Below are 22,608 nucleotides of genomic sequence, written 5' to 3'. Positions count from 1 at the left end.
TTTATTGCCTAATGCGCATGGGTACGCCAAAGACACTTTGTGCATATTGTTGAACAATTAATTCGGGAACGCGCGCCGAAAATCACGACACGCCCAAAGCTGTTTCGGGCGGTAAAGCCCCTGCTCTACCGTATGCTCGCCTATGATGCGGCGGTGTTTTTAGCCGATAATGTGCGGGATAAATCAGGGCGAGAGGCGTTCACGCTGGTCACCGATCACATCGCGCCGCGCACAGCCGTACGCGGGCTGAACAACCTGCCCGCCACAGGAAAATGCATCATTATTGCCAATCACCCCACAGGGTTGGCCGACGGCATTGCAGTGTTTCAAGCCATACGCGACCGCCGCCCTGATCACCTTTACCTTGCCAATGCAGACGCGCTGCGGGTGATGCCGCATGCCACAGACATCATTATTCCCGTCGAATGGGTGAAGGAAAAACGCACACTCGCCAAAACCAAACAGACCTTAATGAACGTGAAAGCGGCAATGGAAGCAGGGCAATGCGTGGTCATATTTCCCAGCGGGCGGCTGGCCCGCCTTGGTCTAGGCGGTCTCTATGACCAAAGCTGGCAAAGCTCTGCCGCCATGCTGGCCAAGAAATACGACGCCCCTGTTGTGCCGCTAAAAATCCGCGCGCGGAACAGTTGGCTCTATTATTTCTTTTCTCGGGTCAACGGAGAGCTGCGCGACATCACGCTGTTCCATGAACTGCTGAACAAAAAAGATAAAACTTTTACTATGACATTCGGCGAGCCCATCCCGCCTAGCGCCCTGCCCAAAAATGCAGAACGCGCCACGGCGCAGATCCGCGCGGTTGTAGAGGGGCTTTAGCCCATCTTCGGAAAGACGCTCGTCTTCTTGACCACGCCATAAGCAAAGCTCGTATCAATCGACCCAATCACGCCAATAGGATGCAGCGTTTGGCGCACAAATCGCTCATAATCAGGCAGGTCTTTAACCACCACTTTCAGCAGGTAATCCGACTGGCCCGTCATCACAAAACATTCCAACACATCTTGGCAGGCACGGATATGGCGCTCGAAATCTGCGACCGCCTCTTGGGTGTGACGCTCTAACTGCACGCGGACAAAAACGGTGACCGGCAAGCCGTAAGCTTTGGCGTCCACATCAACACTATAGCCGCGAATGATGCCCGCGTTTTCCAAATTACGAAGACGCCGCAAACACGGGGACGGCGAGAGGTTCACGGCCTCTGCCAAATCTTGATTGGTCATACGTCCGTTCTCTTGAAGGGCGCGGATAATTTGGCGGTCTTTGCTGTCAATAGACATAGTATTGGCATATCCTGCTAATTTTACAAGTATTTGTGATATATATAACACGATATGGAGCAGTAAAATACCTTATTATGCCGTGGTGATAGATATTAATGCTGCACCGGAGACCCCATGAGCCATCAAAATCAGAGCTTTTCGACCCGCGCTATTCACCATGGTTATGATAGCACAGCGCATCACGGCGCGCTGACACCGCCTGTGCATTTCACCTCCACCTATGCGTTTGAGACCGCCGAAGCGGGCGGCGAAATGTTTGCGGGTGAGCGCGCAGGTCACGTCTATTCGCGTATTTCCAACCCGACGCTTGATTTACTCGAAGGCCGTATCGCAAGCCTTGAGGGCGCGGAAGCGGGCCTTGCCCTATCCAGCGGTATTGGCGCAATATCCGCCGCGCTTTGGACACTCTTATCGCCAGGTGATGAGTTGATCGTCGACGCGACACTTTACGGCTGCACGTTTTCATTTTTTCATCACGGCCTGGCGAAATTTGGCATTACCATCACCCATGTTGATTTAACTGATGCTGATAATCTGCGCGCGGCGATTACGGATAAAACCAAAGTCGTTTATTTTGAGACGCCCGCTAATCCCAATATGCGGCTTGTGGATATTAAGGCAGTGGCCGATATCGCGGGGCCACAAGGGGTGATGGTGATGGTCGATAATACTTACGCGACGCCCTATCTCTGCCAGCCGCTATCGCTAGGCGCGGATATTGTCGTTCATAGCGCAACAAAATATCTAGGCGGGCACGGCGATTTGGTGGCGGGCGTTATCGCGGGTGATTTTGAGACCATCAACCGCATCCGTCTCTTCGGCCTCAAAGATATGACAGGCGCCGTGATGAGCCCGATGACGGCGATGCTGGTCATGCGCGGACTAAAGACATTAGAGCTGCGTATGGAGCGGCATTGCCAAAGCGCGGGCGTTGTCGCGCAGTGGCTAGACGCGCGTGATGAGGTTAAATCTGTGTCCTATCCCGGCCTGAAATCCTTCCCGCAATATGACCTCGCGACCCGTCAAATGAACGGTTACGGCGGCATGATTGCATTTGAATTATACGGCGGGCTGGATGCGGGACGCGCCCTGCTTAATGCTACCACCATGATTAAATGCGCTGTATCGCTGGGCGACGCCGAAACCCTCATGCAGCACCCCGCCAGCATGACCCACTCAACCTATACGCCAGAGGAACGCGAAAGGCACCTCATTAGCGACGGCCTCGTGCGGATATCGGTCGGGCTTGAAGGGGTGGAGGATATTCTCGCCGATTTGCATCAAGCCATGGCGCAACTTAGTTTTGCGCAGAGTGCTTGAGGGATAATTAAAAGCGTCATGACTCCGAACCCTATTGGGTTCGGCGTTCTGAAATCAGCTAAATTTTATGCCCCGCATCAAAATTTTGGCCGAAGGCCAACCCGCAATTACGCGCGCTCGACCATCATTTTCTTGACCTCGGCAATGGCTTTGGCGGGGTTTAGGCCTTTGGGGCAAACGTTGGCGCAGTTCATGATGGTGTGGCAGCGGTAAAGCTTGAACGGGTCTTCAAGGGCGTCGAGGCGGTCTGATTTGGCATCATCACGGCTGTCCACCAACCAACGGTAGGCTTGGAGCAATGTTGCTGGGCCGAGGTAACGGTCGCCGTTCCACCAATAAGACGGGCACGATGTGGAGCAAGACGCGCAAAGAATACACTCATAATAGCCGTCAAGCTTATCCCGGTCTTCGGGTGTTTGCAGATGCTCTTTCTCAGGCTCGGCTTCTGATGTGTGGAGCCACGGCTCGATAGAGGCATATTGCTTGTAAAAATTAGATAGATCAGGGACGAGGTCGCGCACAACAGGCATATGCGGCAGCGGCGAGATCGAAATATTACCGCCCGCAACATCATCAATCGCCTTTGTACAGGCCAGCGTGTTGCGCCCGCCAATATTCATAGCGCAAGAGCCGCAAACGCCTTCGCGGCAAGAGCGGCGAAATGCGAGTGTCGGATCAATCTCATTTTTAATCTTAAACAGCGCGTCCAGCACCATTGGGCCGCATTCATCCAGATCAATTTGGTAGCTGTCCCAACGCGGGCCGTCATTGTCAGACGGGTCATAGCGGTAGATTTTAAACGTCTTCATCCGCTTGCCGCCGTCTTTGGCGGGCCAAACAGTACCTTTATCGACTTTGGAATTTTTCGGCAGGCTGAGCTGAACCATGGGACATCCTTCTTAACTAGGCGCGTGTTATAGACCCTTACGTCGTAAATATGAAGAGGGTTCGTTAAAAGAAAGTCCGACAATTTGTCGCGAAAGATTTAAGGCCTAAAAGGCACAAATAGCAATTATTCAGCGATATTCAGATGGTTTTCTCGACCAATAAAACGGCGGCGCTCTGCGTCGGGAAAATCAAAATCACTGTTACTGTGGGGGCTAGGGTCAATTAAGAACCCCAAAGCTTCAACAGAGCACCCCAGAACATGGGCAACATCAGCTAGAATTCCGCCTTTATGCGCATTATTCGAATGTTGGGCGGCCGAAATGCCGCCGATGATAAAGGATTGCTCCGGATTTGGCGGTTGTATATCCGCATCAGCCTCCATGCTGAACGGTTCATCCAATACGGATTTGCGGTTTGTATATTTTTGCGCCTGCATGCGTACCCCAATTTAGCCCGCCAAACCGTCACGTTCTTTGCGCTAGTAAAGTAATGCCCCCACATACCTCATCACTTTTGTGGATAAAATCGAGAGCCGTTGCAAGTAATATTTTGTTAACCTTGTTATTTTGTGAAAATCCGCCGCGCAGTAACGGTTTAGTCGCAATTATGCGCTAATGTTTGGATGGGAATGAATAATATTGTGGGATGCTAATGTTCGGGGCCGACAAAGAAAGGCGAACCAGTCGCCAAGCTGTGCCGCGCTTTGGAGAACCAAGGCATGCGGGTGAAAAATCCGCCTTGATGGACGAAATGGTTCCCAAGGCGCATGCGAAGCCCGTGACAATTGTCGATCCTAACGCCGATACAGCTATATCTAATAACCCTGCCATCGCCGCCGTCAAAGACAGCGTGTTTAATGCCCTTTTGGATGTGATTAATCTGGGCGAATTATCTGCCTTTGATAAAACCAAAGCCAAGCGCGAAATTGGCAGCATCATTAGCGAAATTGTCACGCTGCAAAACATCCGCCTCTCAACAGCAGAACAGGCATTGCTTGCCGAAGATATTTGCCATGATCTGCTCGGTTTTGGCCCGCTGGAGCCTTTGTTAGAACGCCAAGACATTGGCGATATCATGGTCAATGGCGCGGGCCGCGTTTTTATCGATACAGGCGGTTTAATTCAAGAAACCAATATTCGCTTTCGCGATGAGGCGCATCTAACGACCATTTGTCAGCGCATGGCCGCCCAAACGGGACGTCATGTTGATGCGGCGTCGCCAATTTGTGACGCGCGTCTGGCGGATGGTTCGCGTATTAATATCATCTTGCCACCGCTGGCCACCAAAGGCCCGACGCTGACCATTCGGAAATTTCAACGCGACCGTCTTGTGCTACGCGATCTTGTTAATTTTGGTACCATATCACCTGCGGGCGCAAAACTTCTGGCCATTATCGCGGCATGTCGCTGTAACGTCCTAATTTCTGGCGGCACGGGGTCAGGTAAGACCACATTGCTGAATTGTATGACGGCATTCATGGGCGCGCGCGAACGCATTGTGACATGCGAAGATACGGCAGAACTGCAATTACAACAACGCCATGTCGTGACATTAGAAACCCGTCCGCCCAATAATGAAGGCCGCGGCGAAGTCAGCATGCGTGATTTGGTGAGGAACTGCCTGCGCATGCGCCCAGAACGTATTATTGTCGGCGAAGTGCGCGGCGCAGAAGCGCTAGATTTACTCCAAGCCATGAATACGGGTCACGACGGATCAATGGGCACGGTGCATGCCAATACACCGCGCGACGCGCTTGCTCGACTAGAAACGCTGGTCGCCATGGGTGGTATTACCCTACCCGGTGCTGTGGTGCGCAATATGATTTGCGGCTCGATTGATATTGTGGTGCAGACCTTACGCCTGCGCGACGGGTCGCGCAAAATCACCCATATCACAGAAGTGCTGCATAAAGACGGCGATACAATTATCACCCAAGATCTTATGACGTTTAAACAGACGGGCGAAACGGCTTTGGGCAAAATTGTTGGCGACCATGTTTCCAGCGGTATAGGCCGCCCGCGGTTTTGGGAACGCGCGGAAAGCTACGGCCTAGCCGACAGATTATCGGCAGCCCTTATAGAGGCGGGTGCCCCTGCCTTTGGGGAGCCAGAAGAAGTCAGCGCGCCCAAAGACGGCCGCGCCGCACGCCAAACAACAGAGCGCGCCGCGACCATTCGCGATCAACTGGCTAGCCAAGGCTAACGCGCCTCTTTGCGGCCATACCAGTTAACACTACGGGTAAGATACATCGTGCCCGCAATGGCGATAAAGCTGGTCAGCGCGCCGAGCATAAGCGCAAAATCCTGCATCCGCATCAGCGTGAATAAAAGCCCGTAAACCAAGGTAAAGACGACGCCTGTCTTAACAATAAAATCACGAGAACCAAAGACCGCCCCCGCATAGCCTGCCGTCGCCGCAATCGTCGCGCCCGCCGCAATAACAAAAGCGGCGTTAAATCCGATATGTTCAGAAAATGCGAGTAACAGCAGATAAAAAATACTCTGGGCAAGACCAATTAGGATATATTGTGCTGGGTGCACAGACACGCCGACGATAACCTCAAATAGAAAATAAGCCAGAAACACAAGCCCGATAAACAGCACGGCATATTTCAGGGCGCGGTTGACCGTTTTATAGGCGGAATGGGTCTCAATAAAGCTGACTCTCATGGCCGCGTTGCTCATCTCATGCAGCGGTAATTGATGGGCCAAACCCGAGGCGGGCATATTGCGCGCCAATCGCGGCACAGACCAGCGGGCATCAAAGCCGTCTTCTGTAACGTCGCGTTCAACGGGCGGGAAAGCCCCAGAAAATCCAGGGTCAGCCCAATCAGATTTTATACGGGCCGTCGTTGTGCGCGCAAAGGGCATTACCGAGAGGCTCTGCGCGCCGCCAAGGTTCAGGCCAATTGTAACGGCACTGTTTTTATCAGCGCTGATAAATCCGCGCGCATCAACCGACATCAGCCGGCCCGGTAATATATCGGTAAAACGTCTCTGGGGCGTGCTTGCGTGATTGCGGCCAATGCTCTCGGCCGTCGTAACGACTTTTACAAAAGCGGCGGTTGCGGGTTCAAACCGACGCTCAACACCCCTATCGTCTTTGATAGTAATATCAGATTTAAGACCCCGCACATCGGTCACAGAGATAACGAGTTGCGCCGCGTCCCAATTAATAAACATACCCGGCCCAGCTTTTGCTTGCGCATTGGATAATGTGGGGATAGGCGCGAAACTCGCGCTGATCACGCCCTGCCCTTGATAAGTCGGCACTTTAAACAGCGAGCGTTTGCGAATAGTGGTTTTCACATCCGAAAACTCGGCATGACCTGTTTCTGCAAATGTGACGTAATCCCCCGCTTCGACGGTTTCGCCGTCTTTATTTTTCACATGATAGGGCGCGACCAAGAGCGGACCCATAATTGATTGCGCGCCGCCGTATCGCTCGGATACCTCGCGGGTAACATCATCGGCGCGGCCAGCGCGTTCATAACTAATATAGCTGATAAACATGGCAGGAATAGCCATGAGCAATATCAGCCCGCAAATCAGAATAAGTTTTAACCCGAGATTAGAGCCGGGCTTTGGCAGTGTTTGGGATATAGATGGTGGTGACATAGGGCTCTCTTATTTTAAAAAACAAGAGCGTCGTACTAACCTGTCATGGCTATAGCAGGGCGCATGCAAGGCGGGGCAGCGGTGACCCGGTGACAATTTCAAGGCACAATTATGTGATTACGGCGAAAGCACGGCGCGGGTCACTGGATTTATGCGGGGGCGACTGTGCGGAGCTTACTAACCGAGCGCTCGCTTGGTAGTCGCGCTTTGGTCACCTCGACAGGGACTGACAAGGTAAAGATTGTCCCGCGCGCAACGCGGCTTGTGACCGTAATGTCACCGCCCATTAAACGCGCAAGGCCGCGTGCAATGGTCAGGCCCAATCCCGTGCCGCCATGTTCTCGGCTTATCGAGCTATCTAATTGGGTGAAGCGCTCAAATATGGTTTCGTATAATGTGTAGGTAAAGCCAATGCCTGTGTCTTGAACCGTGAAGGTCAACATTTGCGCGTCACCATTGTCAGAGGGCTCTAGGCTGACGCGGACAATGACTTGCCCTTTTTTGGTAAAGATAACAGCATTTTCTAAAAGCGCACTGAGCGCGGTTTGAATACGGCGCGCATCACCCCGCACGACATGCGGCAAATAGGTGCTGATATCGGTGATCAGAGCGATGTCTTTAGACTGAGCGCGCTTGGCAAAATATTGCATCGAGTCGACCAGCAATTTTTCAGGGTCAAAGTCTTCTGACGACAATACGATTTTACCCGATTCCAACTGCGAAAATAAAAGCACATTGCCAATGATGGATTGCAAATCTTCACCCGATCGGTTGATGACATCAACAAGGTCGCGTTGTTCAGCATCTAATTCTGTTTCCAGTAAGAGGTCCGACATGCCCAATATACCGTTCATTGGTGTGCGGAGTTCATGGCTCATTGTTGCCAGAAATTCTGTCTTGGCGCGTTCGCCTGCTTGGGCGGTTTCAACAGAAGTTTCTAAATCAGCAAAAGCGGCATGCATATTACGCGAGAACAGGGCTGCGATTATTGTTATCATCACAATGGCAAGACTTGCCTGCACGGCGCGTTGGAAATTGCGGACTTCAAAAGCCTCAACATCAAAAATCGGTGTGTAGTTATACTGTACGGACCACCACCATAAAAACCAAACCATAGCCAAGGACGTCACACCAAAAACAACCGTGGCGCGCGAGCCCGACACGAAACCGTTCATGACAATGCCCAGAACAAAAAACGGTAGCATAGCCGAATTAATACCCGTGTTTTCAGGCAAGGCCACAGCCAAGGTCCCGCCAATAATGAGGATTGAAAACACGCCTGCGAAAAATACAAAGTTTCGGCTTTTACGTAAATTAAGAACTGTCAGGAAAACGAAAATGCAGACCACGATTGATGTCGTATGATCCATCGTCCAACGACCATAACTGGCCGTCATTGTCAGAAGGTTCACAAGTTGAGTGAGGATAAAAGCAAGCCCCATACCGTAAACGGCACGCGCGCGCATCAACTGGCCATAGCCGGTAATTGTATCCAGATTTAGAAAACGCTCTAACCGCGCCACATAATTGCTCATGGCTATCCCTCTTTGGCATTGGTCTAACCTAAATTGCCTAAAGTTTTATGAAAGCCAAGGTTTTAAGACAGAAAAGCGGCGCTATAAATGGCGCCTTAAGACTTTGGTATATACCGCAGAAAATCGAGCTATAACGGTAGCCCGAAAATAGACCGTGCGCCGTCGGCATCACGGGTAATTTGGTCTTTCAACGCGTCAAAGCTATCGAACTTTTTCTCGTCCCGGATAAAGCTGCGAAAATGCACCTGTAATGTCTGTCCGTAAAGATCGCCGCTATAGTCAAAAATATTGACCTCTAGCCGGGCTTCTTCCCCGCCAACCGTCGGGCGGTTGCCCGTATTGGCGACACCAAATTTTTTGGTGCCGTCGGGCAAAACGACTTCAACCGCATAGACCCCAAATTTCGGCCGGACCAAATCGCCAAAATCGATATTGGCGGTTGGGAAATTAATTGTGCGCCCGCGTTGCGCGCCTTTTTGCACGATGCCGTCAACAATCCAAGGGCGGGACAGCATATGGGCAGCGTGGAACACGTCCCCTTGGGCCAGCGCGCGGCGGATTTCTGTGCTACCGTATTTACCGTACATTTTATGCAGGCCAATGGGGTCCAGCGCCGTGACGCCTATGCCACGCTCTGCACAAAGCCGCGTCAGGCTATCCACATTACCACAGCGGTTTTTACCAAATCCGTAATCAGACCCAACAACGACATGTTTGATGCCCAGACCCTTGTGTAGAACGACATCAACAAAGTCCGTGTCATCCATATCGCGCAAGCTGTCTGTGAACGGAATTTCGTAAAGGCGCTCCACACCAAGGCTCGGCATAATAGCCGCCCGCACAGCCGCACTCATCAGGCGAAAGGGTGCGGCGTCGGGTTTGAAAAAACGGTAAGGATGGGGCCGAAACAGACCAATGCCGAGCGGCGCGCCGATATTATCGGCAATGGCTTTCGCGCGTTTAATGACGGCTTGATGACCGCGGTGCAGCCCGTCAAAATTACCTAGCGCAATGACCGCGCCTTTGTCGCCCTGGGCTAGGCCTTCGTAACGGTCAAAACTGCGCATCGCGGCTTAATCGTCTTTGGGGCGTTTTTTTAAAATAACGCCTGCATCACCGCGGCAGATTTGTTTGCCGTTCACTTCGCAGTGGCACTTCATGCGCACGCGTCCCGTGCGCTCATTAATCTCATTGACCGTCGCGACGGCGGTGACTTTGTCACCAATCATCGCGGGACGGCGAAACCGCAAATTCAGCTCTACAAACACTGCGCCCGGGCCCGGTAAATCATTCCCCAGTACGGCAGAAATCAATGACGCCGATAGCGCCCCGTGGGCGATACGCCCTTCAAACCCGGCCGCCTTGGCAGCGTCCTCATCTACATGGATGGGGTTAAAGTCACCTGTGATTTTGGCGAATGTATCAATTTGCTCGCCCGTAATCACCATGCTTGTGGTCGCGGACATGCCGACCTCTAGGTCTTCGAGATAATATTTTGTCGTGTCAGTCATAATTGTCTATTAGCAGTCGCCCCCCTAATTACCAAGCGTAATTACCAAGCCAAATGCGGCGCCATATACCGCGCAGAAATTGAATGATCGCGCAGAAGCTCTTTAAGTTTTGCCTCATTGCCTTGATGCACACCGTTGGCCACAAACAGGCAGTCATAATCTTCTTGCTGCGCGCCTAGCAGGTCCGTGTGAATATTATCGCCAATCGCCAAGACACGGTCATTGGTGACATCATAACCCAACACTTCGCGTAGCCATGCGCGGGATAGACGGTAAATCGGCTCATGCGGTTTACCCGCGTAAACTGTCTCGCCGCCCAGTTTTTCATAAAGCTGCGCCAGCGCACCACCGCAATAAATCAGCTGATCACCGCGCTTTGCTTGCACATCAGGATTGGCACAAATCAGTGGAATGCCCATATCGCGCGCCTCGGTCAGCATATCGATATAATCATCGGGCGTCTCATTTTCGTCATCAAACAGACCCGTACAGGTGATAAATTCCGCATCGCCCAAATCGGCAAAATGCATCTCCAACCCTTCATAGAGACCGTCGTCACGTTCTGGCCCTAGCTTAAACGCAGGGCCCGGCGCGCGGCGCGAAAGCTCGTCTATTGTTGCGTCACCCGATGTCACAATGGCGTCGTAGATTTTACCGACAATGCCGACCTCGGCCAGTTGTTCGGGAATAGCCGCACTGGGGCGCGGTGAATTGGTAATCAATATAACAGGGCCACGATCGGCGCGAAACCGCTCTAGCGCTTCGCAAGCTTCGCCAAAGGCCTCGCGGCCATTATGCACAACACCCCATATATCACAGAGCAAAGCATCATAATCATCCGCAATATGGCCGAGGCCCGCAATATTTTTAAAATCAGCCATAAATATCCTTTTGACGCCTTTCATTTAGGCGCGCCCACGGCCAATTGCAATGCAGGCTTGACGGCTTTGGGCGCACCCGCTAAACGCCCCTCACCTGCGGGGGACCCTCTAATGTAAACCCGTGCTATAACGCCCTTATCTTTTGGGGCAGGAGAACCAAAATGAAAAAAGACATACACCCAGATTATCACATGATTACCGTGCAAATGGTCGACGGAACTGAATATCAGACCCGCAGCACATATGGCAAAGAAGGCGACCGCCTTGTGCTTGATATCGACAGCAAAGTGCACCCAGCCTGGACAGGCGGCGACGGCAAAATGCTCGATCGCGGCGGTCGTGTTTCTCGCTTCAAAGACAAATTCAAAGGCTTTGCTTAGGCGCTTTTCGCAAAGCGAAAACGCCGATAAGGGCAAGAAATTTCGCACAACCTTAGCGCAAATTTTTGCACCGCCCTTACCGCGTGCTTTCTGCACCGCACCGACCACACGATACCAAAGGCTCCCAAATGGGGGCCTTTTTTAATGGCCTGCGATGCGGCGAAAGACAGCCCAAATGCGCCTCATGATTTAGTTTTCAGCAAACCCACCCGAGACGCGCACGATTTCTCATCATGGCTTGCGATTTGAACGGTGTTGGGTCGGTTCTGCTTAAAATTATTTTGCCGCTGTGGTTAAACACAATCGAACATAGTTTCCCCTGTGTTTACAAACTTCTCTATCCCGGGTCACACACCGTGTGCACCCGGGCTTTTTTTTAAGGCGTTTTTCGCAAAGCGAAAATGCCGACAAGGGCAAGAAATTACGCACACCCTTCGTGCGAAATTTTTGCACCGCCCATACTCCCAACGCCAACAAACCACCGACAAGCCCTACGGGTTTGCGTTTTCCCACGGAAAACCGCTGAAGCCGCAAAATTTTGGGTGTTTACGGCAATATCATAAATACATAAGTTGATAGCACACAAAGGGGGAAAGGTGATGGAGAGCATAACGAAATTATGTTGGGGCTTAATTGCACTCATCCATCTTTTGCCTGCCAGCGTTCTATTAAAACCCAGTTTGACAGAAACACTTTATAATGTGCCCCCTTCAGGAGATGTGGGCGTATTACTGGTTCACAGAGGCGCGCTATTTTTGGCCGTCATGGTCGCGGCCCTCATAGCAGCCTTTGACCCTTCAGCGCGAAAAATAGCATCCCTCATCGCGGCCATCAGCATGATAGGTTTTTTAATCGTCTATGCCCGTGCAGGCCTGTCCGAGGGTGCCTTACGCAAGATTGCGGTCACGGACGCAATCGGTCTCTTGCCGCTCATATGGGTCAGTTATCAGGCATGGCGAGCATAACCCTACGGTAGCACCACCGTCTTATTGCCATTGATAAAGGCCCGGTGGTCGACATGATGCGCGACCGCGCGGGCCAATGTTTGCGCCTCCACATCGCGGCCAATCGCAATGAGTTGGTCAGGCGTCATGGTGTGGTCCACGCGGCGCACGTCTTGGTCAATGATGGGGCCTTCGTCCAAATCTGCGGTGACGTAATGCGCCGTTGCCCCAATCAGTTTCACGCCGCGAGCATAAGCACGATGATAAGGTTTTGCGCCCTTAAAGCTGGGCAGAAAGCTGTGATGAATATTAATTATGCGGCCCGAATAATCAGTGCAAAAGCTGTCTGATAATATCTGCATATAGCGCGCAAGGATAATCAGCTCTGCGCCTGTATCGGTCATCACCTTGCGCAGCGCCGCTTCGGCCTCTGGCTTGTTCGTCTTACTCACGGGGATATGGATGAAGGGCACGTCTGCGGCCCTCGCGCGATGGGCGGCGTCTGTGTGATTAGACACCACCGCGCAGACGTCAATATTCAGGCTCCCGTTGCTACGGCGGTAGAGCAAATCCGCGAGACAGTGATCAAATTTTGAGACCATGATGATGGTTTTGGTTTTGCGGGCTTGGGGGATAATCTCCACGCTCAACGACCACTCACCTGCAATTTTCAAAAGCGCGCTTTTAAACGCCGTGAGGTTTTCGCTGTCCATATCAAAAGCAATGCGCGAATAAAACCGGTCTGAGCCTGGTGTGCCAAATTGCGAATGTGCCGTGATAAACCCGCCGTGATCCGCAAGCGCGCGGGTCAGCGTCGCAACAATGCCGATACGGTCTTCAGATTGAGTGGTGAGGATGTATTTACTGGTCATAGCAGCGGTGTAGCGCGGACGGGTGTATTGGGCTAGGGGGAATTGGGATGTGGGCGAAAGTGGGTGCTGGTGTGGTGTTTTGTTTGGAGTGACGGCGGCCGTGGTCTAAAATATTATCAGCGGCGGGTATGAGGTGATTTTGGGGTGCTAAGGAATTCAGATAGTGTCTAAGTTTTGTCGATTTTGTATCGCCATTTATAGGCGGTTCCTGTGCGATCAATCGAGTCTAGCATTCGGATACAACAAAAACGATGGAAAACTGCAAAGCCAATGAAAGCTAAGCTAAACAATAGCATTGCCCTTTCTAATTTCACCAAAGAAACTACTGCAAAAAGTGCCCCAACTATCATAAAAACATAAGTTATAGGAATACTCAGTTTGAGCATAAGCGTCATTGGTGCGACTAAAGGCTTAGGGATTTTCACTTACCGTTCCTTCTTTGCTGCAGATATATCGGATTTCTGTCGTATCAACAAACATTACCAGCGGCCTTCTTTGGGCGTTTTAAATCTCCGTCCAATCTCGCGTTAAACATCGTGAGCGGTGCAAAAAAGCACACTAAGGGTGTGTGCTTTTCTTGCCCTTATCGGCGTTCCTTTGGAACGCCTTACTCCGGTAAGAAAATCTCTCTTTTGCCGCCGGGGCCAGAGGGGCCGATCATGCCTTCTTGTTCCATGCGGTCAATCAGGTCTGCGGCGCGGTTATAGCCGATGGACAGGCGCCGTTGGACGTAGCTGGTGGAGGCTTTACGGTCGCGCGCGACAATGGCGACGGCTTGGTCAAAGAGCGAAGTTTCAGCGTCACCGCCAGCGGCCTCGTCAAAGGCGGCGGCCTCTTCGGGGTCTTCTGTAATGGCTTCTAGATAACTCGGCGTGCCTTGGGCTTTGACAAAGGCGGCGACGCGTTCCACTTCGCCGTCCGAGACAAACGGCCCGTGTAGTCTACGCGGACGGCCCGTGCCCATGAATAGCATATCACCATTACCCAAAAGCTGCTCTGCCCCCTGCTCCCCAAGGATTGTGCGGCTGTCGATCTTAGAGCCCACGCGGAAAGACACACGGGTCGGGAAGTTGGCTTTGATGGTACCCGTAATCACATCGACAGAGGGGCGTTGTGTGGCCATAATCATGTGGATACCCGCCGCACGCGCCATTTGCGCGAGGCGCTGCACTGTGCCTTCGATATCTTTACCCGCGACCATCATCAGGTCTGCCATTTCGTCGATAATCACGACGATATAAGGCATGGGTTCATAATCCAGTTCTTCGGTATGATAGAGCGGCTCACCCGATTCTTTGTCATAGCCCGTCATTTTTGTGTTCGTCATGACCTCGCCGCGCGCTTTAGCTTCGGCGACTTTTTCATTATAGCCCGCCATATTGCGTACGCCCATTTTGGACATTTTACGGTAGCGGTCTTCCATTTCCCGTACGGTCCATTTCAGGGCAACCACGGCTTTTTTCGGTTCTGTCACCACAGGAGCGAGCAGATGCGGCGCGCCGTCATAGACGGATAGCTCCAGCATTTTCGGGTCAATCATAATAAACTTACATTCTTCTGGCGTGAGCTTGAACATGAGCGACAATATCATGGCGTTCACACCAACAGATTTACCAGAGCCTGTCGTACCCGCGACAAGCAAGTGAGGCATTTTGGACAGGTCCGCCACAAAGGGCGCGCCGCCAATATCTTCGCCCATCACCATAGGCAGGCCGGCCTCGGAATTTTGAAACGTCTCTGAGGCGAGCATATTTTTTAGCCACACAGTTTCGCGGCGGCGGTTTGGCAATTCCACACCCATTGCGTTACGGCCCGGCACCACGGCGATACGCGCAGATTGCGCGGACATATTGCGTGCAATATCGTCAGACAGATTAATGATGCGTTGGCTTTTCATGCCCGGTGCAGGCTCGAACTCAAACAGGGTCACAACCGGGCCGGGGCGCACTGATCCCATCTCGCCTTTGATACCGTATTCCGCCATAACACGGTGGAGATTTTCCGCAGAACGCACCAGCGCGGCTTCGTCGGTAATCGCTTGGCGCGGCGGCGGTGTCTTGAGCAAATCAAGCCCCGGCAGCACGAAATCAGACCCTTCAGGGAAATCAAATTCTGGGGCTTTCGCGCGCTTCTTAACAGAGACGCGTTTTTTCTTTTTGGGTTTAGGCTCTGGCGCGACGGGGGTGGGCGCAGGAGCAGGCGTAATTGGCGCATAGGCGACTTGTGTGGCTTGGGCCGTTTCGCTTGTATCTGTTCCCGTGCGGTATAAATGCCCGAGGCTATCATCGGCTTCGACATCTGCGGTGTAGCTTTTTTCAAATTTGGCGGCAAAAAAGCTGACGATGCCGTCAACCCAAACGCGGAATGTCGCCCAGACAAGGCCCGCCGCGTCCCATAAATCAAGCACATGCCGTCCGACAATTCCGAAATAGCGCGCAAGGCAAAAGCTCGACGCCAGAAACATCAGACCTGCGACCAGTAAGCCAGAGACGGGCAGGTTAAAATGATCCAAGCCCGCTTTTGAATTCAGATAGACCAAATCCCCGATCCAACCGCCAAGCCCTGTCGCCATGGGCCAGCTTTGCGGAATGGGGAACGCCGATAATGTCGCCGTGCCAAAAAAGACAGCCCCTGCGACAATGGCCATGCGGCGCAACCGATCAAAACGCGACCCATAGGGGCGCGGCTTTATCATGCGGCGCAGACCAGAAAATAAAAGAAGCCCGCCCAGCATGACAGACCCACCGCCGATGAGTTGAAGCAGGACATTACCCACTGCCGCGCCCGGCGCGCCCAATTTATTCTGAACACCGCCAATTTGCCCGGTCAGTCCCGCCGTGTCCGCAGTCGTGTCAAAGGGACTAAAGCTAAGCACGCTAATGAGGATAACCATCGCGAGGCCGCACATAAACAGAGCCGTCACCGCGCGTTTTAACGCGCTTGGCCCGCGCCCAATAACATCATCCATCAAATCTTGCGCATAGGCGGCGTCATAGTCTGGCGTGTTATATTGCGTTGCGGTGGCAGTAGGCGGCATGAAGAACATATCCTATGGTCATGGGTAAGCCCCGAAAGACCGGGGCCTAATACTTAAAAGATTATGAAGACGGGTCGTAAACAGGGCGTTAAGGCCCACGCCAAATAGCGGATTATCTGGGGATATGTTAAAGCGTCGCGGGCGGGCCATAACCCTTGGGCCGCCACGCCCGGCATGCTAGGACAGCGTCATGAAAACGCAGTTTGATATTATTATTGTCGGCGCAGGCCATGTCGGATTAATAGCCGCTTTGGCGTCCGCGCAAGCGGGCTTTGACGTGGCCCTCATTGACCGTGCGGATATCAAAGCCCCGCGTGAGGATAGCCGCGCCTCTACCTTGGCCGCCAGCAGTGTGGCGATGTTAAAAAACCTTGGTCTATGGGACGCCCTGTCTGGCGCGGTGCAACCCGTGCATGACATGATGATAGGCGAGGGGCGCGTCGGCGATATCTCGCCGTTATCGCTGCATTTTAATGGTCAAAACCGCGACACGCCCATGGCGCATATGGTGGAGAATGAAATTTTGCGCCGCGCCTGTGTGGACGCGGTCTACAGCAAATCTAGCATTACAATTCTCACAGAGGCGAGCGTCACAGATTTTGATAACGGCGCTGATACGGCCACTGTGACACTGGACAGTGGCGCAGTCCTGCGCGCACCGCTGATTGTCGCTGCTGATGGTCGCAACAGCGCCATGCGGCGCTTTGCAGCCATTCCCGCCCCGCGCCGTGATTATGACCAAAGCGCGATTGTGTTTAATATATCCCATAGCGTCCCGCACGGCGGCGTGGCGCATCAGCTATTTTTAACGGGCGGACCGTTTGCGATATTGCCGATGGTGAACAACACAGCCTGTATCGTTTGGTCAGATAAAACCCGCGCGGTCGACGCCGCCCTCGCGCTGCCCCCGCCCGCGTTCAAGGCCGAGGTTATGCGGCGCATGGGTGACGTGCTAGGCGAGATAGAGATTACCACTACCCCTTATAGCTACCCGCTGACCTTGCAATTGGCGGAGCAATATACGCAAGGCCGCCTCGCCCTAATCGGTGACGCCGCCCATGTTATCTTGCCGCTGGCGGGACAGGGGCTAAACATGGGACTACGCGACGCGGCAGCGTTAATCGATGTTATCACCACAGCCCGGGGTTCCGGGCTTGATATTGGCGGGGCGATCCTGGCGGAATACGGCCAGTGGCGGCGCTTTGATAATAATAGCCTTGCAACTATGACCGATGCGTTGAACCTTTTATTTTCAAACCCCGTTGCACCGTTGCGTCATTTACGGCGGCTTGGTCTTGCGGCTGTGGATAGCCTGCCGATGGTGGGCGCATTTTTTGTGTCCGAGGCCGCAGGCGAAACGGGAGAGCGGGCCTCACTCATGCGTTAGGCTTATGGAGCGGTGTGTCTGGCCAATATGAACTGAATATGAACAAAGAGGGCTGTCAAATGACAGCGTCAGCCATTCATTTAGGTTACGTTCAGTTTCACAACCCTATACCGCAAACGTACAAGCAAACGGCTTAGCTGTCTTTAGCTTGAAACATTTTGGTGGTTGGACATGCGCCCCGTACAATCACCACGGCCCTGCACACTCCGGTGTGTAGGGCCACTTTGTTTTAAGGGCTCCTCACAACACTATTAAATCATATCAAGCTGTTGGTGAGCTATAGGACGCCAATAGTTCATTTAAAATTGGATTGGGCAGATTGCTGTTTAACGTCAGCGCCGCAAAATATTCGGTAATGCCGTCTAATTTGCACGCCTCATGAAGCTGCCCTTTTGAAAGCTCATCAATGACAACAATTGGCGGCAAGATAGCCAGCCCTATGTCTTGTCGGGCCAAAAGGCGCATCATGACCGTATCACCGACCTCGGCAATAATATTGGGCTGAATATCCATACGCTGCAATAAGATATCAATATTATTGCTGTAACCACTGTCTGCGGTCGGCAGGATCAGCGGCTACACGATTTTGGACGGCAGCGGCAAGGCCAGCACGGCACGCATATGTCAAAAGGGCCCGCCGTCATTAATAGCTTCTCAATTTTGAAAATCGAATTCGTCGTGCTTGACCATCAGATTGCGCTAAACGTTGCCCATGAGATTGAGCAGACATGCTTTAATCATTATTCGGGTATTGTTTATCTAACCAAAGTGGAAATCTTGCGCAAAGACAGGTTTTAAACGCTTTCTTCTTGCGCGCTGACCACGCCGCCTTCGACGTGAAAATTTTGCGCGCGGCCCTCAAAGGCCGCAAAGAGCAACGCGTCGGTTCCCGTTAAAAACGCTTGCGTGCCAAGATCAAGCAGTTCTTCGATCATGGCGCTGCGGCGGGTATCGTCCAAATGGGCCGCGACCTCATCCAGCAGCAATATAGGACGGCGCGCGGATTGAGCCCGTGCATGGGCCAAAGTCAGCCCGATGAGAAGCGCCTTTTGCTCCCCCGTTGAACATAATTCGGCGGGCATATCTTTCGCCGCGTGCCTCACCAAAAGATCAGAGCGATGAACGCCCAATAAGGTGCGGCCCGCTTGGCGGTCGCGTGGACGGTTTGCCTCTAGCTGTGTTTTGATAAAGTCCTGCACATCATCAAAAGATAGACCCGATTGAAACCGTTCCTCTGCGTCGCCGTCCAGCGCGATAACGGCTTTGGGAAAAGCGCCTTCGGGACGGCTATCGATTTGGTCGATCAGCGCACTGGCCGTCATAGCACGGGCTTGGGCGATATGCGCGCCGTGCAGGGCCATGTCCACTTCTAGCGCCTCAAACCATCCTGCGTCAGTGATGCCGTCTGATAATAATCGATTGCGTTCGGCGCGGGCTTTCTCGTAGCGCAGGCTCGCCATGCCGTGACCGGGGGCGTGCACCAGACAAAAACGGTCCAGAAATTTACGGCGATCAGACGCTGGGCCTGTGAACAAGCGGTCTTGAGCGGGGGTCAGCCACATCATCGTCATCAGGCCCGCCAAATCCGTGCCTGTCGCGGATTTACCGTTCAAACGCACAAGACGGCGACGGGGCTGTTCGGGCACTTGGCCGACATTGATGCGGTGATCATCATCGCCGTCAATGACGCCTGCGGACACACCCCATGCGGGCGCAACACTATTGCCGTCAACCCGTGCAATGGCGTCGACTTTCGCGCGCCGAAGCCCACGTCCTGGCGATAAAAAAGAGACCGCTTCTAATAGGTTGGTTTTGCCCGCACCGTTCGGCCCAGACAGGACCACAGGACGACCGTCTAGTAACAAATCAAGACTGGCGTAAGACCGAAAATCCGTCAGGCGAAGGGTTTCGATATAGCGGTGTTTATCCTGCGCAGAAGAAGGAAAGTCTGACGGCAGAGGTTGGGACATTTATGATATCATCCCGCGCGACAGGGCTATACGCGCAGCGGCATCAGCACGAAAAGGCTGGAAGGGTCTTCGCTGTCTTTGACAAGGGCGGGGGCGGCTGGGCTGTCCAGATAAAAAGTTGCGTCGCGCCCTTCAATCTGTCCTGCCACGTCCAAAAGATATTTCGCGTTAAACCCAATTTCCAGCGGCTCTGCGCTGTAGTCTACCATCAAATCTTCATGGGCATTACCATGTTCAGGATTGTTCACCGCCAGCGCGAGGCTGTCTTGGGACAGGCTGAGTTTGACGCTACGCGATTTTTCCGCCGATATAGTGGCAACGCGGTCAACGGCTTTGGCAAAAATGGCATTATCAATAACCAGTTCCTTGGTGTTCCCTTTGGGGATAACGCGCTCATAATCTGGAAATGACCCATCGATGAGTTTGGAGGTCAAAACGGCTGTGCCGTAATGAAAGCGGATTTTCGCCTCTGACACAGACAGGCTAACCTCGCCGTCACCACTATCAATAAGGCGGCGAATTTCAGCAATGGTCTTTCGCGGAATAATGACGCCTGGCAAATCAGCCGCCCCTGCGGGCAGTTCCATTTCAGACAGGGCCAAGCGGTGACCATCGGTTGCCACAGCGCGGAGCAATCCGTCATGGGCGTGCATGTAAATACCGTTGAGATAATAGCGCGTTTCTTCGGTACTGATCGCGAATTTCGTCTTATCAATCAGGCGGCGAAGTTCGCCTGCCTTTAAGACAAAATTATGGGTAAAACCGTCCGCCGTCATTTTTGGAAAATCACCGGCAGGCAATAGAGGCAGCGTGAAGTGAGAGCGTCCTGCATCGACTTCAAGACGGTCATCCGCACCAATTTTTAGCGAGACTTGCGCGCCGTCAGGCAACTTGCGTGCAATATCATAAAGCGTATGCGCGGGCGCCGTAATATCGCCCGGTGCATCGACATCAGCAGATGTAGCCTCTGAAATTTCAATGTCCAAATCTGTGGCGACAAGCGTCAGCGCGCCGTCTTTGGCCGTCATCAGAACATTAGACAAAATAGGGATAGTATTGCGACGTTCGACAACATTTTGCACATGACCCAAAGCCGTCAGCAAGGCGGCGCGTTCGATAGAGATTTTCATGCTCTTATCCTTAAATCTTTGCGGCGTAGGATACAGGCCATTCATCGCCCGCGCCTAAAACCCCCATAGTTGCATATGAAGATAAGCATAGAGCCGAAAAATACTAGCGCGTTTCGCGTCCTAAGTGTGGATTTCACGTAAAATTGCCGGGTTTATCCAAGATAACATGTGTTTGGCCGCAATAAATCCGCCGCGTGGATTCCTTAGCCCTTGAGCGTTGTCTCAACCGCGCTTACGCGGCTGTTAAAGACGCTGTCTTCCGCACGCAGCGAATCGACGCGTTTAACCGCATGCATGACCGTTGTGTGGTCCCTCCCGCCAAAGCGCCGCCCAATATCAGGCAAAGACCGCTTGGTCAGTTTTTTACACAAATACATCGCCACTTGGCGCGGACGGGCAATATCGCGCGCCCGACGCTTGGACGTCATATCATTGAGCGCAATGCCAAATTCCTCTGCCACTGCGCGTTGGATTTTATCAACCGTCAAGCGCATGCCCTTGGAATAACGGCTATCAGACAGTGTCTCTTGAATAGTTTCCAGCGTAATGGGTGTGCCGAGCAGCTCGGACTGCGCGACAACTTGATTAAACGCCCCTTCAAGGTCTCGCGGGGTGGCGTTGATACGCGCAGCCAAATGATCGCGCGCATTTTGCGGTATCGCCAAAGTCGCATTGGCCGTTTCGCGGCGGCGCGCAATCAGGCGGTCAAGGATGCGCAGCCGCAATTCATAATCTGCCGCACTAATTTTACACACAAGGCCTGAACAGAGATAGGATTTCAAACGGTCTGATGCTTTTTCAATCAAGTCCGGATGACGGTCCGCTGCGATAAGCACTTGGCGGCCTTCGCCAACCAGCGAGATAAGCGTATGCAATAGCTCTTCTTGGCTACCGGGTTTATCGGCAATGAAATGGGCGTCATCAATAATGAGCACATCAACATCGCGCAGGGATGATTTGAAAGCTTCAATTTCGTCACGTCCGCCGCCGCGCACGGATGACACAAAAGCGTTCACAAATTTCTCGCTACTGATGAGCTTCACACGACGCGTGGGATCAGAGGCCTCCACCGCATTTTGCACAGCATATAACAAATGCGTTTTACCAATACCGTTGGCCCCGTGCAGGACAACAGGATTATATTGCGGCTCGTCAAGGCTTGCGATTTGGCGCGCGACGGCAAAAGCAAATTCATTGGGCGCACCAACGACGAAATTATCAAAAGTAAATCGTTGCCGCGGGCTTTCCCCCATGCGGGCCCGCGCGGTGCCGTCAAAGGCGCTCGCGCCTGTATCTCCGAAGGGTGTGTCACTAACGGCTGTATTGTTCAAAGCCATTTCACGGTCGCTACGCTCAAAGCTGGCTTTGGTGCGGTAGCGCGTTGTTGTCGCCTTTGGCTGTGTGTTTTCGGATGCGTCTATTTTGGACGCGCCCAAAGCAGGCGGACGGTGCGAGGCCAAAGCTTTGCCAGGCTGACGATTTTTCAGCGAGCTTGCAGACGGCGTCATGTGAGACACAGGACGAGAGATTGTAATTTGGCGCGGCGGCGCCACAACATCATGTTTGGCCCAAAGGCGTTGCACGTCATCAAAATACTGCGTTTCAATCTTTGATGCGATAAACCGGGTCGGAGCCGTCAAATTAACCGAAAAGGCGCACGCATCACTTACAGATAGACGACCTGTCCAAGAGCGGTGCACGTTCGGCCCAAGCGCATAAATCAGTTCTTTGTCGACTTTGGCCCAGACTTTATGCGCGCTTTCTAGCGGCGCTTCGCCTGTGAACATATTGGGAGCATCGGGAGACGATAAAATATCGGTGTTACGCTTTTTTGGCAC

Annotated in this window: 22 protein-coding genes; 7 read left to right on the top strand and 15 right to left on the bottom strand. The window is 52.8% G+C overall.

The genetic code is table 11. The annotated features are described in order from the left end of the window. The first annotated feature begins 39 nt into the window (after window positions 1–39). Window positions 40–834, top strand: a complete 795-nt coding sequence (locus tag AB6B37_RS00110; RefSeq protein WP_371396860.1) for a 1-acyl-sn-glycerol-3-phosphate acyltransferase — start codon at window positions 40–42, stop codon at window positions 832–834. Here AB6B37_RS00110 and AB6B37_RS00105 read toward each other — a convergent pair. Then, window positions 831–1,295 (bottom strand): Lrp/AsnC family transcriptional regulator, encoded by a 465-nt coding sequence (locus AB6B37_RS00105; protein WP_371396859.1) that lies wholly within the window; start codon window positions 1,293–1,295, stop codon window positions 831–833. The genes AB6B37_RS00110 and AB6B37_RS00105 overlap by 4 nt on opposite strands. 117 nt (window positions 1,296–1,412) lie before the next feature. Between AB6B37_RS00105 and AB6B37_RS00100 the strand changes: the two genes are divergently transcribed. Then, entirely contained in the window at window positions 1,413–2,618 is a 1,206-nt protein-coding gene (locus tag AB6B37_RS00100) for a methionine gamma-lyase (RefSeq protein ID WP_371396858.1), read from the top strand. A 107-nt stretch (window positions 2,619–2,725) separates the two neighbouring features. Here the strand turns inward: AB6B37_RS00100 and AB6B37_RS00095 are convergent, their stop codons facing one another. Both AB6B37_RS00095 and AB6B37_RS00090 read right to left on the bottom strand, forming a co-directional pair. Then, window positions 2,726–3,505 (bottom strand): succinate dehydrogenase iron-sulfur subunit, encoded by a 780-nt coding sequence (locus AB6B37_RS00095; RefSeq protein WP_371396857.1) that lies wholly within the window; start codon window positions 3,503–3,505, stop codon window positions 2,726–2,728. Window positions 3,506–3,630: 125 nt separating this feature from the next. Next, window positions 3,631–3,942, bottom strand: coding sequence for a hypothetical protein (locus tag AB6B37_RS00090; RefSeq protein ID WP_371396856.1), 312 nt, complete (start codon window positions 3,940–3,942; stop codon window positions 3,631–3,633). A 215-nt stretch (window positions 3,943–4,157) separates the two neighbouring features. Between AB6B37_RS00090 and AB6B37_RS00085 the strand changes: the two genes are divergently transcribed. Next, window positions 4,158–5,708 (top strand): CpaF family protein, encoded by a 1,551-nt coding sequence (locus AB6B37_RS00085; RefSeq protein ID WP_371396855.1) that lies wholly within the window; start codon window positions 4,158–4,160, stop codon window positions 5,706–5,708. Here the strand turns inward: AB6B37_RS00085 and creD are convergent. The 5 genes from creD to AB6B37_RS00060 all read right to left on the bottom strand — a co-directional run bounded on the left by creD (window position 5,705) and on the right by AB6B37_RS00060 (window position 11,050). Further along, window positions 5,705–7,123 (bottom strand): cell envelope integrity protein CreD, encoded by a 1,419-nt coding sequence (gene creD, locus AB6B37_RS00080; RefSeq protein WP_371396854.1) that lies wholly within the window; start codon window positions 7,121–7,123, stop codon window positions 5,705–5,707. The genes AB6B37_RS00085 and creD overlap by 4 nt on opposite strands. Before the next feature lie 149 nt (window positions 7,124–7,272). Beyond that, the gene (locus AB6B37_RS00075; protein ID WP_371396853.1) at window positions 7,273–8,658 is read right to left on the bottom strand and encodes a sensor histidine kinase; all 1,386 of its coding nucleotides are present in this window, start codon (window positions 8,656–8,658) and stop codon (window positions 7,273–7,275) included. 128 nt (window positions 8,659–8,786) lie between these two features. Further along, window positions 8,787–9,725, bottom strand: a complete 939-nt coding sequence (ribF, locus tag AB6B37_RS00070; RefSeq protein WP_371396852.1) for a riboflavin biosynthesis protein RibF — start codon at window positions 9,723–9,725, stop codon at window positions 8,787–8,789. A gap of 6 nt (window positions 9,726–9,731) precedes the next feature. After that, a complete protein-coding gene (locus AB6B37_RS00065) occupies window positions 9,732–10,169 on the bottom strand; it encodes a MaoC family dehydratase (RefSeq protein WP_371396851.1) in 438 nt (145 codons plus the stop codon). A gap of 41 nt (window positions 10,170–10,210) precedes the next feature. Further along, window positions 10,211–11,050 carry a TIGR01459 family HAD-type hydrolase gene (locus AB6B37_RS00060; protein ID WP_371396850.1) on the bottom strand — a complete coding sequence of 280 codons (840 nt, stop codon included), beginning with the start codon at window positions 11,048–11,050 and terminating at the stop codon, window positions 10,211–10,213. A 161-nt stretch (window positions 11,051–11,211) separates the two neighbouring features. Here AB6B37_RS00060 and rpmE point away from each other — a divergent pair, with 161 nt between their 5' ends. Together rpmE and AB6B37_RS00050 are read left to right on the top strand one after the other, a co-directional pair. Beyond that, window positions 11,212–11,430, top strand: coding sequence for a 50S ribosomal protein L31 (rpmE, locus tag AB6B37_RS00055; RefSeq protein WP_371396849.1), 219 nt, complete (start codon window positions 11,212–11,214; stop codon window positions 11,428–11,430). A 596-nt stretch (window positions 11,431–12,026) separates the two neighbouring features. Further along, on the top strand, window positions 12,027–12,395 hold the full coding sequence (locus AB6B37_RS00050) for a hypothetical protein (RefSeq protein WP_371396848.1): 369 nt from the start codon (window positions 12,027–12,029) through the stop codon (window positions 12,393–12,395). A gap of 2 nt (window positions 12,396–12,397) precedes the next feature. Here AB6B37_RS00050 and purU read toward each other — a convergent pair whose 3' ends face one another. The 3 genes from purU to AB6B37_RS00035 form a co-directional block, all read right to left on the bottom strand. After that, on the bottom strand, window positions 12,398–13,246 hold the full coding sequence (purU, locus tag AB6B37_RS00045; RefSeq protein WP_371396847.1) for a formyltetrahydrofolate deformylase: 849 nt from the start codon (window positions 13,244–13,246) through the stop codon (window positions 12,398–12,400). Between the two features lie 167 nt (window positions 13,247–13,413). After that, window positions 13,414–13,671, bottom strand: coding sequence for a hypothetical protein (locus AB6B37_RS00040; RefSeq protein ID WP_371396846.1), 258 nt, complete (start codon window positions 13,669–13,671; stop codon window positions 13,414–13,416). Between the two features lie 182 nt (window positions 13,672–13,853). Continuing rightward, window positions 13,854–16,283 (bottom strand): DNA translocase FtsK 4TM domain-containing protein, encoded by a 2,430-nt coding sequence (locus AB6B37_RS00035; protein ID WP_371396845.1) that lies wholly within the window; start codon window positions 16,281–16,283, stop codon window positions 13,854–13,856. Window positions 16,284–16,473: 190 nt separating this feature from the next. Here AB6B37_RS00035 and AB6B37_RS00030 point away from each other — a divergent pair, with 190 nt between their 5' ends. Then, a complete protein-coding gene (locus tag AB6B37_RS00030; RefSeq protein ID WP_371396844.1) occupies window positions 16,474–17,670 on the top strand; it encodes a UbiH/UbiF/VisC/COQ6 family ubiquinone biosynthesis hydroxylase in 1,197 nt (398 codons plus the stop codon). Between the two features lie 261 nt (window positions 17,671–17,931). On the opposite strand, the gene AB6B37_RS00025 is transcribed toward AB6B37_RS00030, so the two are convergent. Next, on the bottom strand, window positions 17,932–18,237 hold the full coding sequence (locus tag AB6B37_RS00025; protein ID WP_371398474.1) for a LysR substrate-binding domain-containing protein: 306 nt from the start codon (window positions 18,235–18,237) through the stop codon (window positions 17,932–17,934). A 54-nt stretch (window positions 18,238–18,291) separates the two neighbouring features. Between AB6B37_RS00025 and AB6B37_RS00020 the strand changes: the two genes are divergently transcribed. Further along, a complete protein-coding gene (locus AB6B37_RS00020) occupies window positions 18,292–18,468 on the top strand; it encodes a hypothetical protein (RefSeq protein WP_371396843.1) in 177 nt (58 codons plus the stop codon). Here AB6B37_RS00020 and recF read toward each other — a convergent pair. From recF to dnaA, 3 genes are all read right to left on the bottom strand, one after another. Then, on the bottom strand, window positions 18,465–19,640 hold the full coding sequence (recF, locus tag AB6B37_RS00015) for a DNA replication/repair protein RecF (RefSeq protein WP_371396842.1): 1,176 nt from the start codon (window positions 19,638–19,640) through the stop codon (window positions 18,465–18,467). The genes AB6B37_RS00020 and recF overlap by 4 nt on opposite strands. Before the next feature lie 26 nt (window positions 19,641–19,666). Further along, a complete protein-coding gene (gene dnaN, locus AB6B37_RS00010; protein WP_371396841.1) occupies window positions 19,667–20,770 on the bottom strand; it encodes a DNA polymerase III subunit beta in 1,104 nt (367 codons plus the stop codon). A gap of 203 nt (window positions 20,771–20,973) precedes the next feature. Then, window positions 20,974–22,608 carry a chromosomal replication initiator protein DnaA gene (gene dnaA / locus AB6B37_RS00005; protein ID WP_371396840.1) on the bottom strand — a complete coding sequence of 545 codons (1,635 nt, stop codon included), beginning with the start codon at window positions 22,606–22,608 and terminating at the stop codon, window positions 20,974–20,976.

Origin of the sequence: Fretibacter rubidus, assembly GCF_041429785.1 — a bacterium.
Classification (GTDB): Bacteria; Pseudomonadota; Alphaproteobacteria; order Caulobacterales; family Maricaulaceae; genus Fretibacter; species Fretibacter rubidus.
This window is presented reverse-complemented; position numbering and strand designations above follow the sequence as displayed.

What these genes read in the sequence shown, in the direction of transcription:
- AB6B37_RS00105 (WP_371396859.1), bottom strand. Translation starts at nt 1,295, where the DNA reads ATGTCTATTGACAGCAAAGACCGCCAAATTATCCGCGCCCTTCAAGAG.
- AB6B37_RS00100 (WP_371396858.1), top strand. Translation starts at nt 1,413, where the DNA reads ATGAGCCATCAAAATCAGAGCTTTTCGACCCGCGCTATTCACCATGGT.
- AB6B37_RS00095 (WP_371396857.1), bottom strand. Translation starts at nt 3,505, where the DNA reads ATGGTTCAGCTCAGCCTGCCGAAAAATTCCAAAGTCGATAAAGGTACT.
- AB6B37_RS00090 (WP_371396856.1), bottom strand. Translation starts at nt 3,942, where the DNA reads ATGCAGGCGCAAAAATATACAAACCGCAAATCCGTATTGGATGAACCG.
- AB6B37_RS00085 (WP_371396855.1), top strand. Translation starts at nt 4,158, where the DNA reads ATGTTCGGGGCCGACAAAGAAAGGCGAACCAGTCGCCAAGCTGTGCCG.
- creD (WP_371396854.1), bottom strand. Translation starts at nt 7,123, where the DNA reads ATGTCACCACCATCTATATCCCAAACACTGCCAAAGCCCGGCTCTAAT.
- AB6B37_RS00075 (WP_371396853.1), bottom strand. Translation starts at nt 8,658, where the DNA reads ATGAGCAATTATGTGGCGCGGTTAGAGCGTTTTCTAAATCTGGATACA.
- ribF (WP_371396852.1), bottom strand. Translation starts at nt 9,725, where the DNA reads ATGCGCAGTTTTGACCGTTACGAAGGCCTAGCCCAGGGCGACAAAGGC.
- AB6B37_RS00065 (WP_371396851.1), bottom strand. Translation starts at nt 10,169, where the DNA reads ATGACTGACACGACAAAATATTATCTCGAAGACCTAGAGGTCGGCATG.
- AB6B37_RS00060 (WP_371396850.1), bottom strand. Translation starts at nt 11,050, where the DNA reads ATGGCTGATTTTAAAAATATTGCGGGCCTCGGCCATATTGCGGATGAT.
- rpmE (WP_371396849.1), top strand. Translation starts at nt 11,212, where the DNA reads ATGAAAAAAGACATACACCCAGATTATCACATGATTACCGTGCAAATG.
- purU (WP_371396847.1), bottom strand. Translation starts at nt 13,246, where the DNA reads ATGACCAGTAAATACATCCTCACCACTCAATCTGAAGACCGTATCGGC.
- AB6B37_RS00035 (WP_371396845.1), bottom strand. Translation starts at nt 16,283, where the DNA reads ATGCCGCCTACTGCCACCGCAACGCAATATAACACGCCAGACTATGAC.
- AB6B37_RS00030 (WP_371396844.1), top strand. Translation starts at nt 16,474, where the DNA reads ATGAAAACGCAGTTTGATATTATTATTGTCGGCGCAGGCCATGTCGGA.
- AB6B37_RS00020 (WP_371396843.1), top strand. Translation starts at nt 18,292, where the DNA reads ATGTCAAAAGGGCCCGCCGTCATTAATAGCTTCTCAATTTTGAAAATC.
- recF (WP_371396842.1), bottom strand. Translation starts at nt 19,640, where the DNA reads ATGTCCCAACCTCTGCCGTCAGACTTTCCTTCTTCTGCGCAGGATAAA.
- dnaN (WP_371396841.1), bottom strand. Translation starts at nt 20,770, where the DNA reads ATGAAAATCTCTATCGAACGCGCCGCCTTGCTGACGGCTTTGGGTCAT.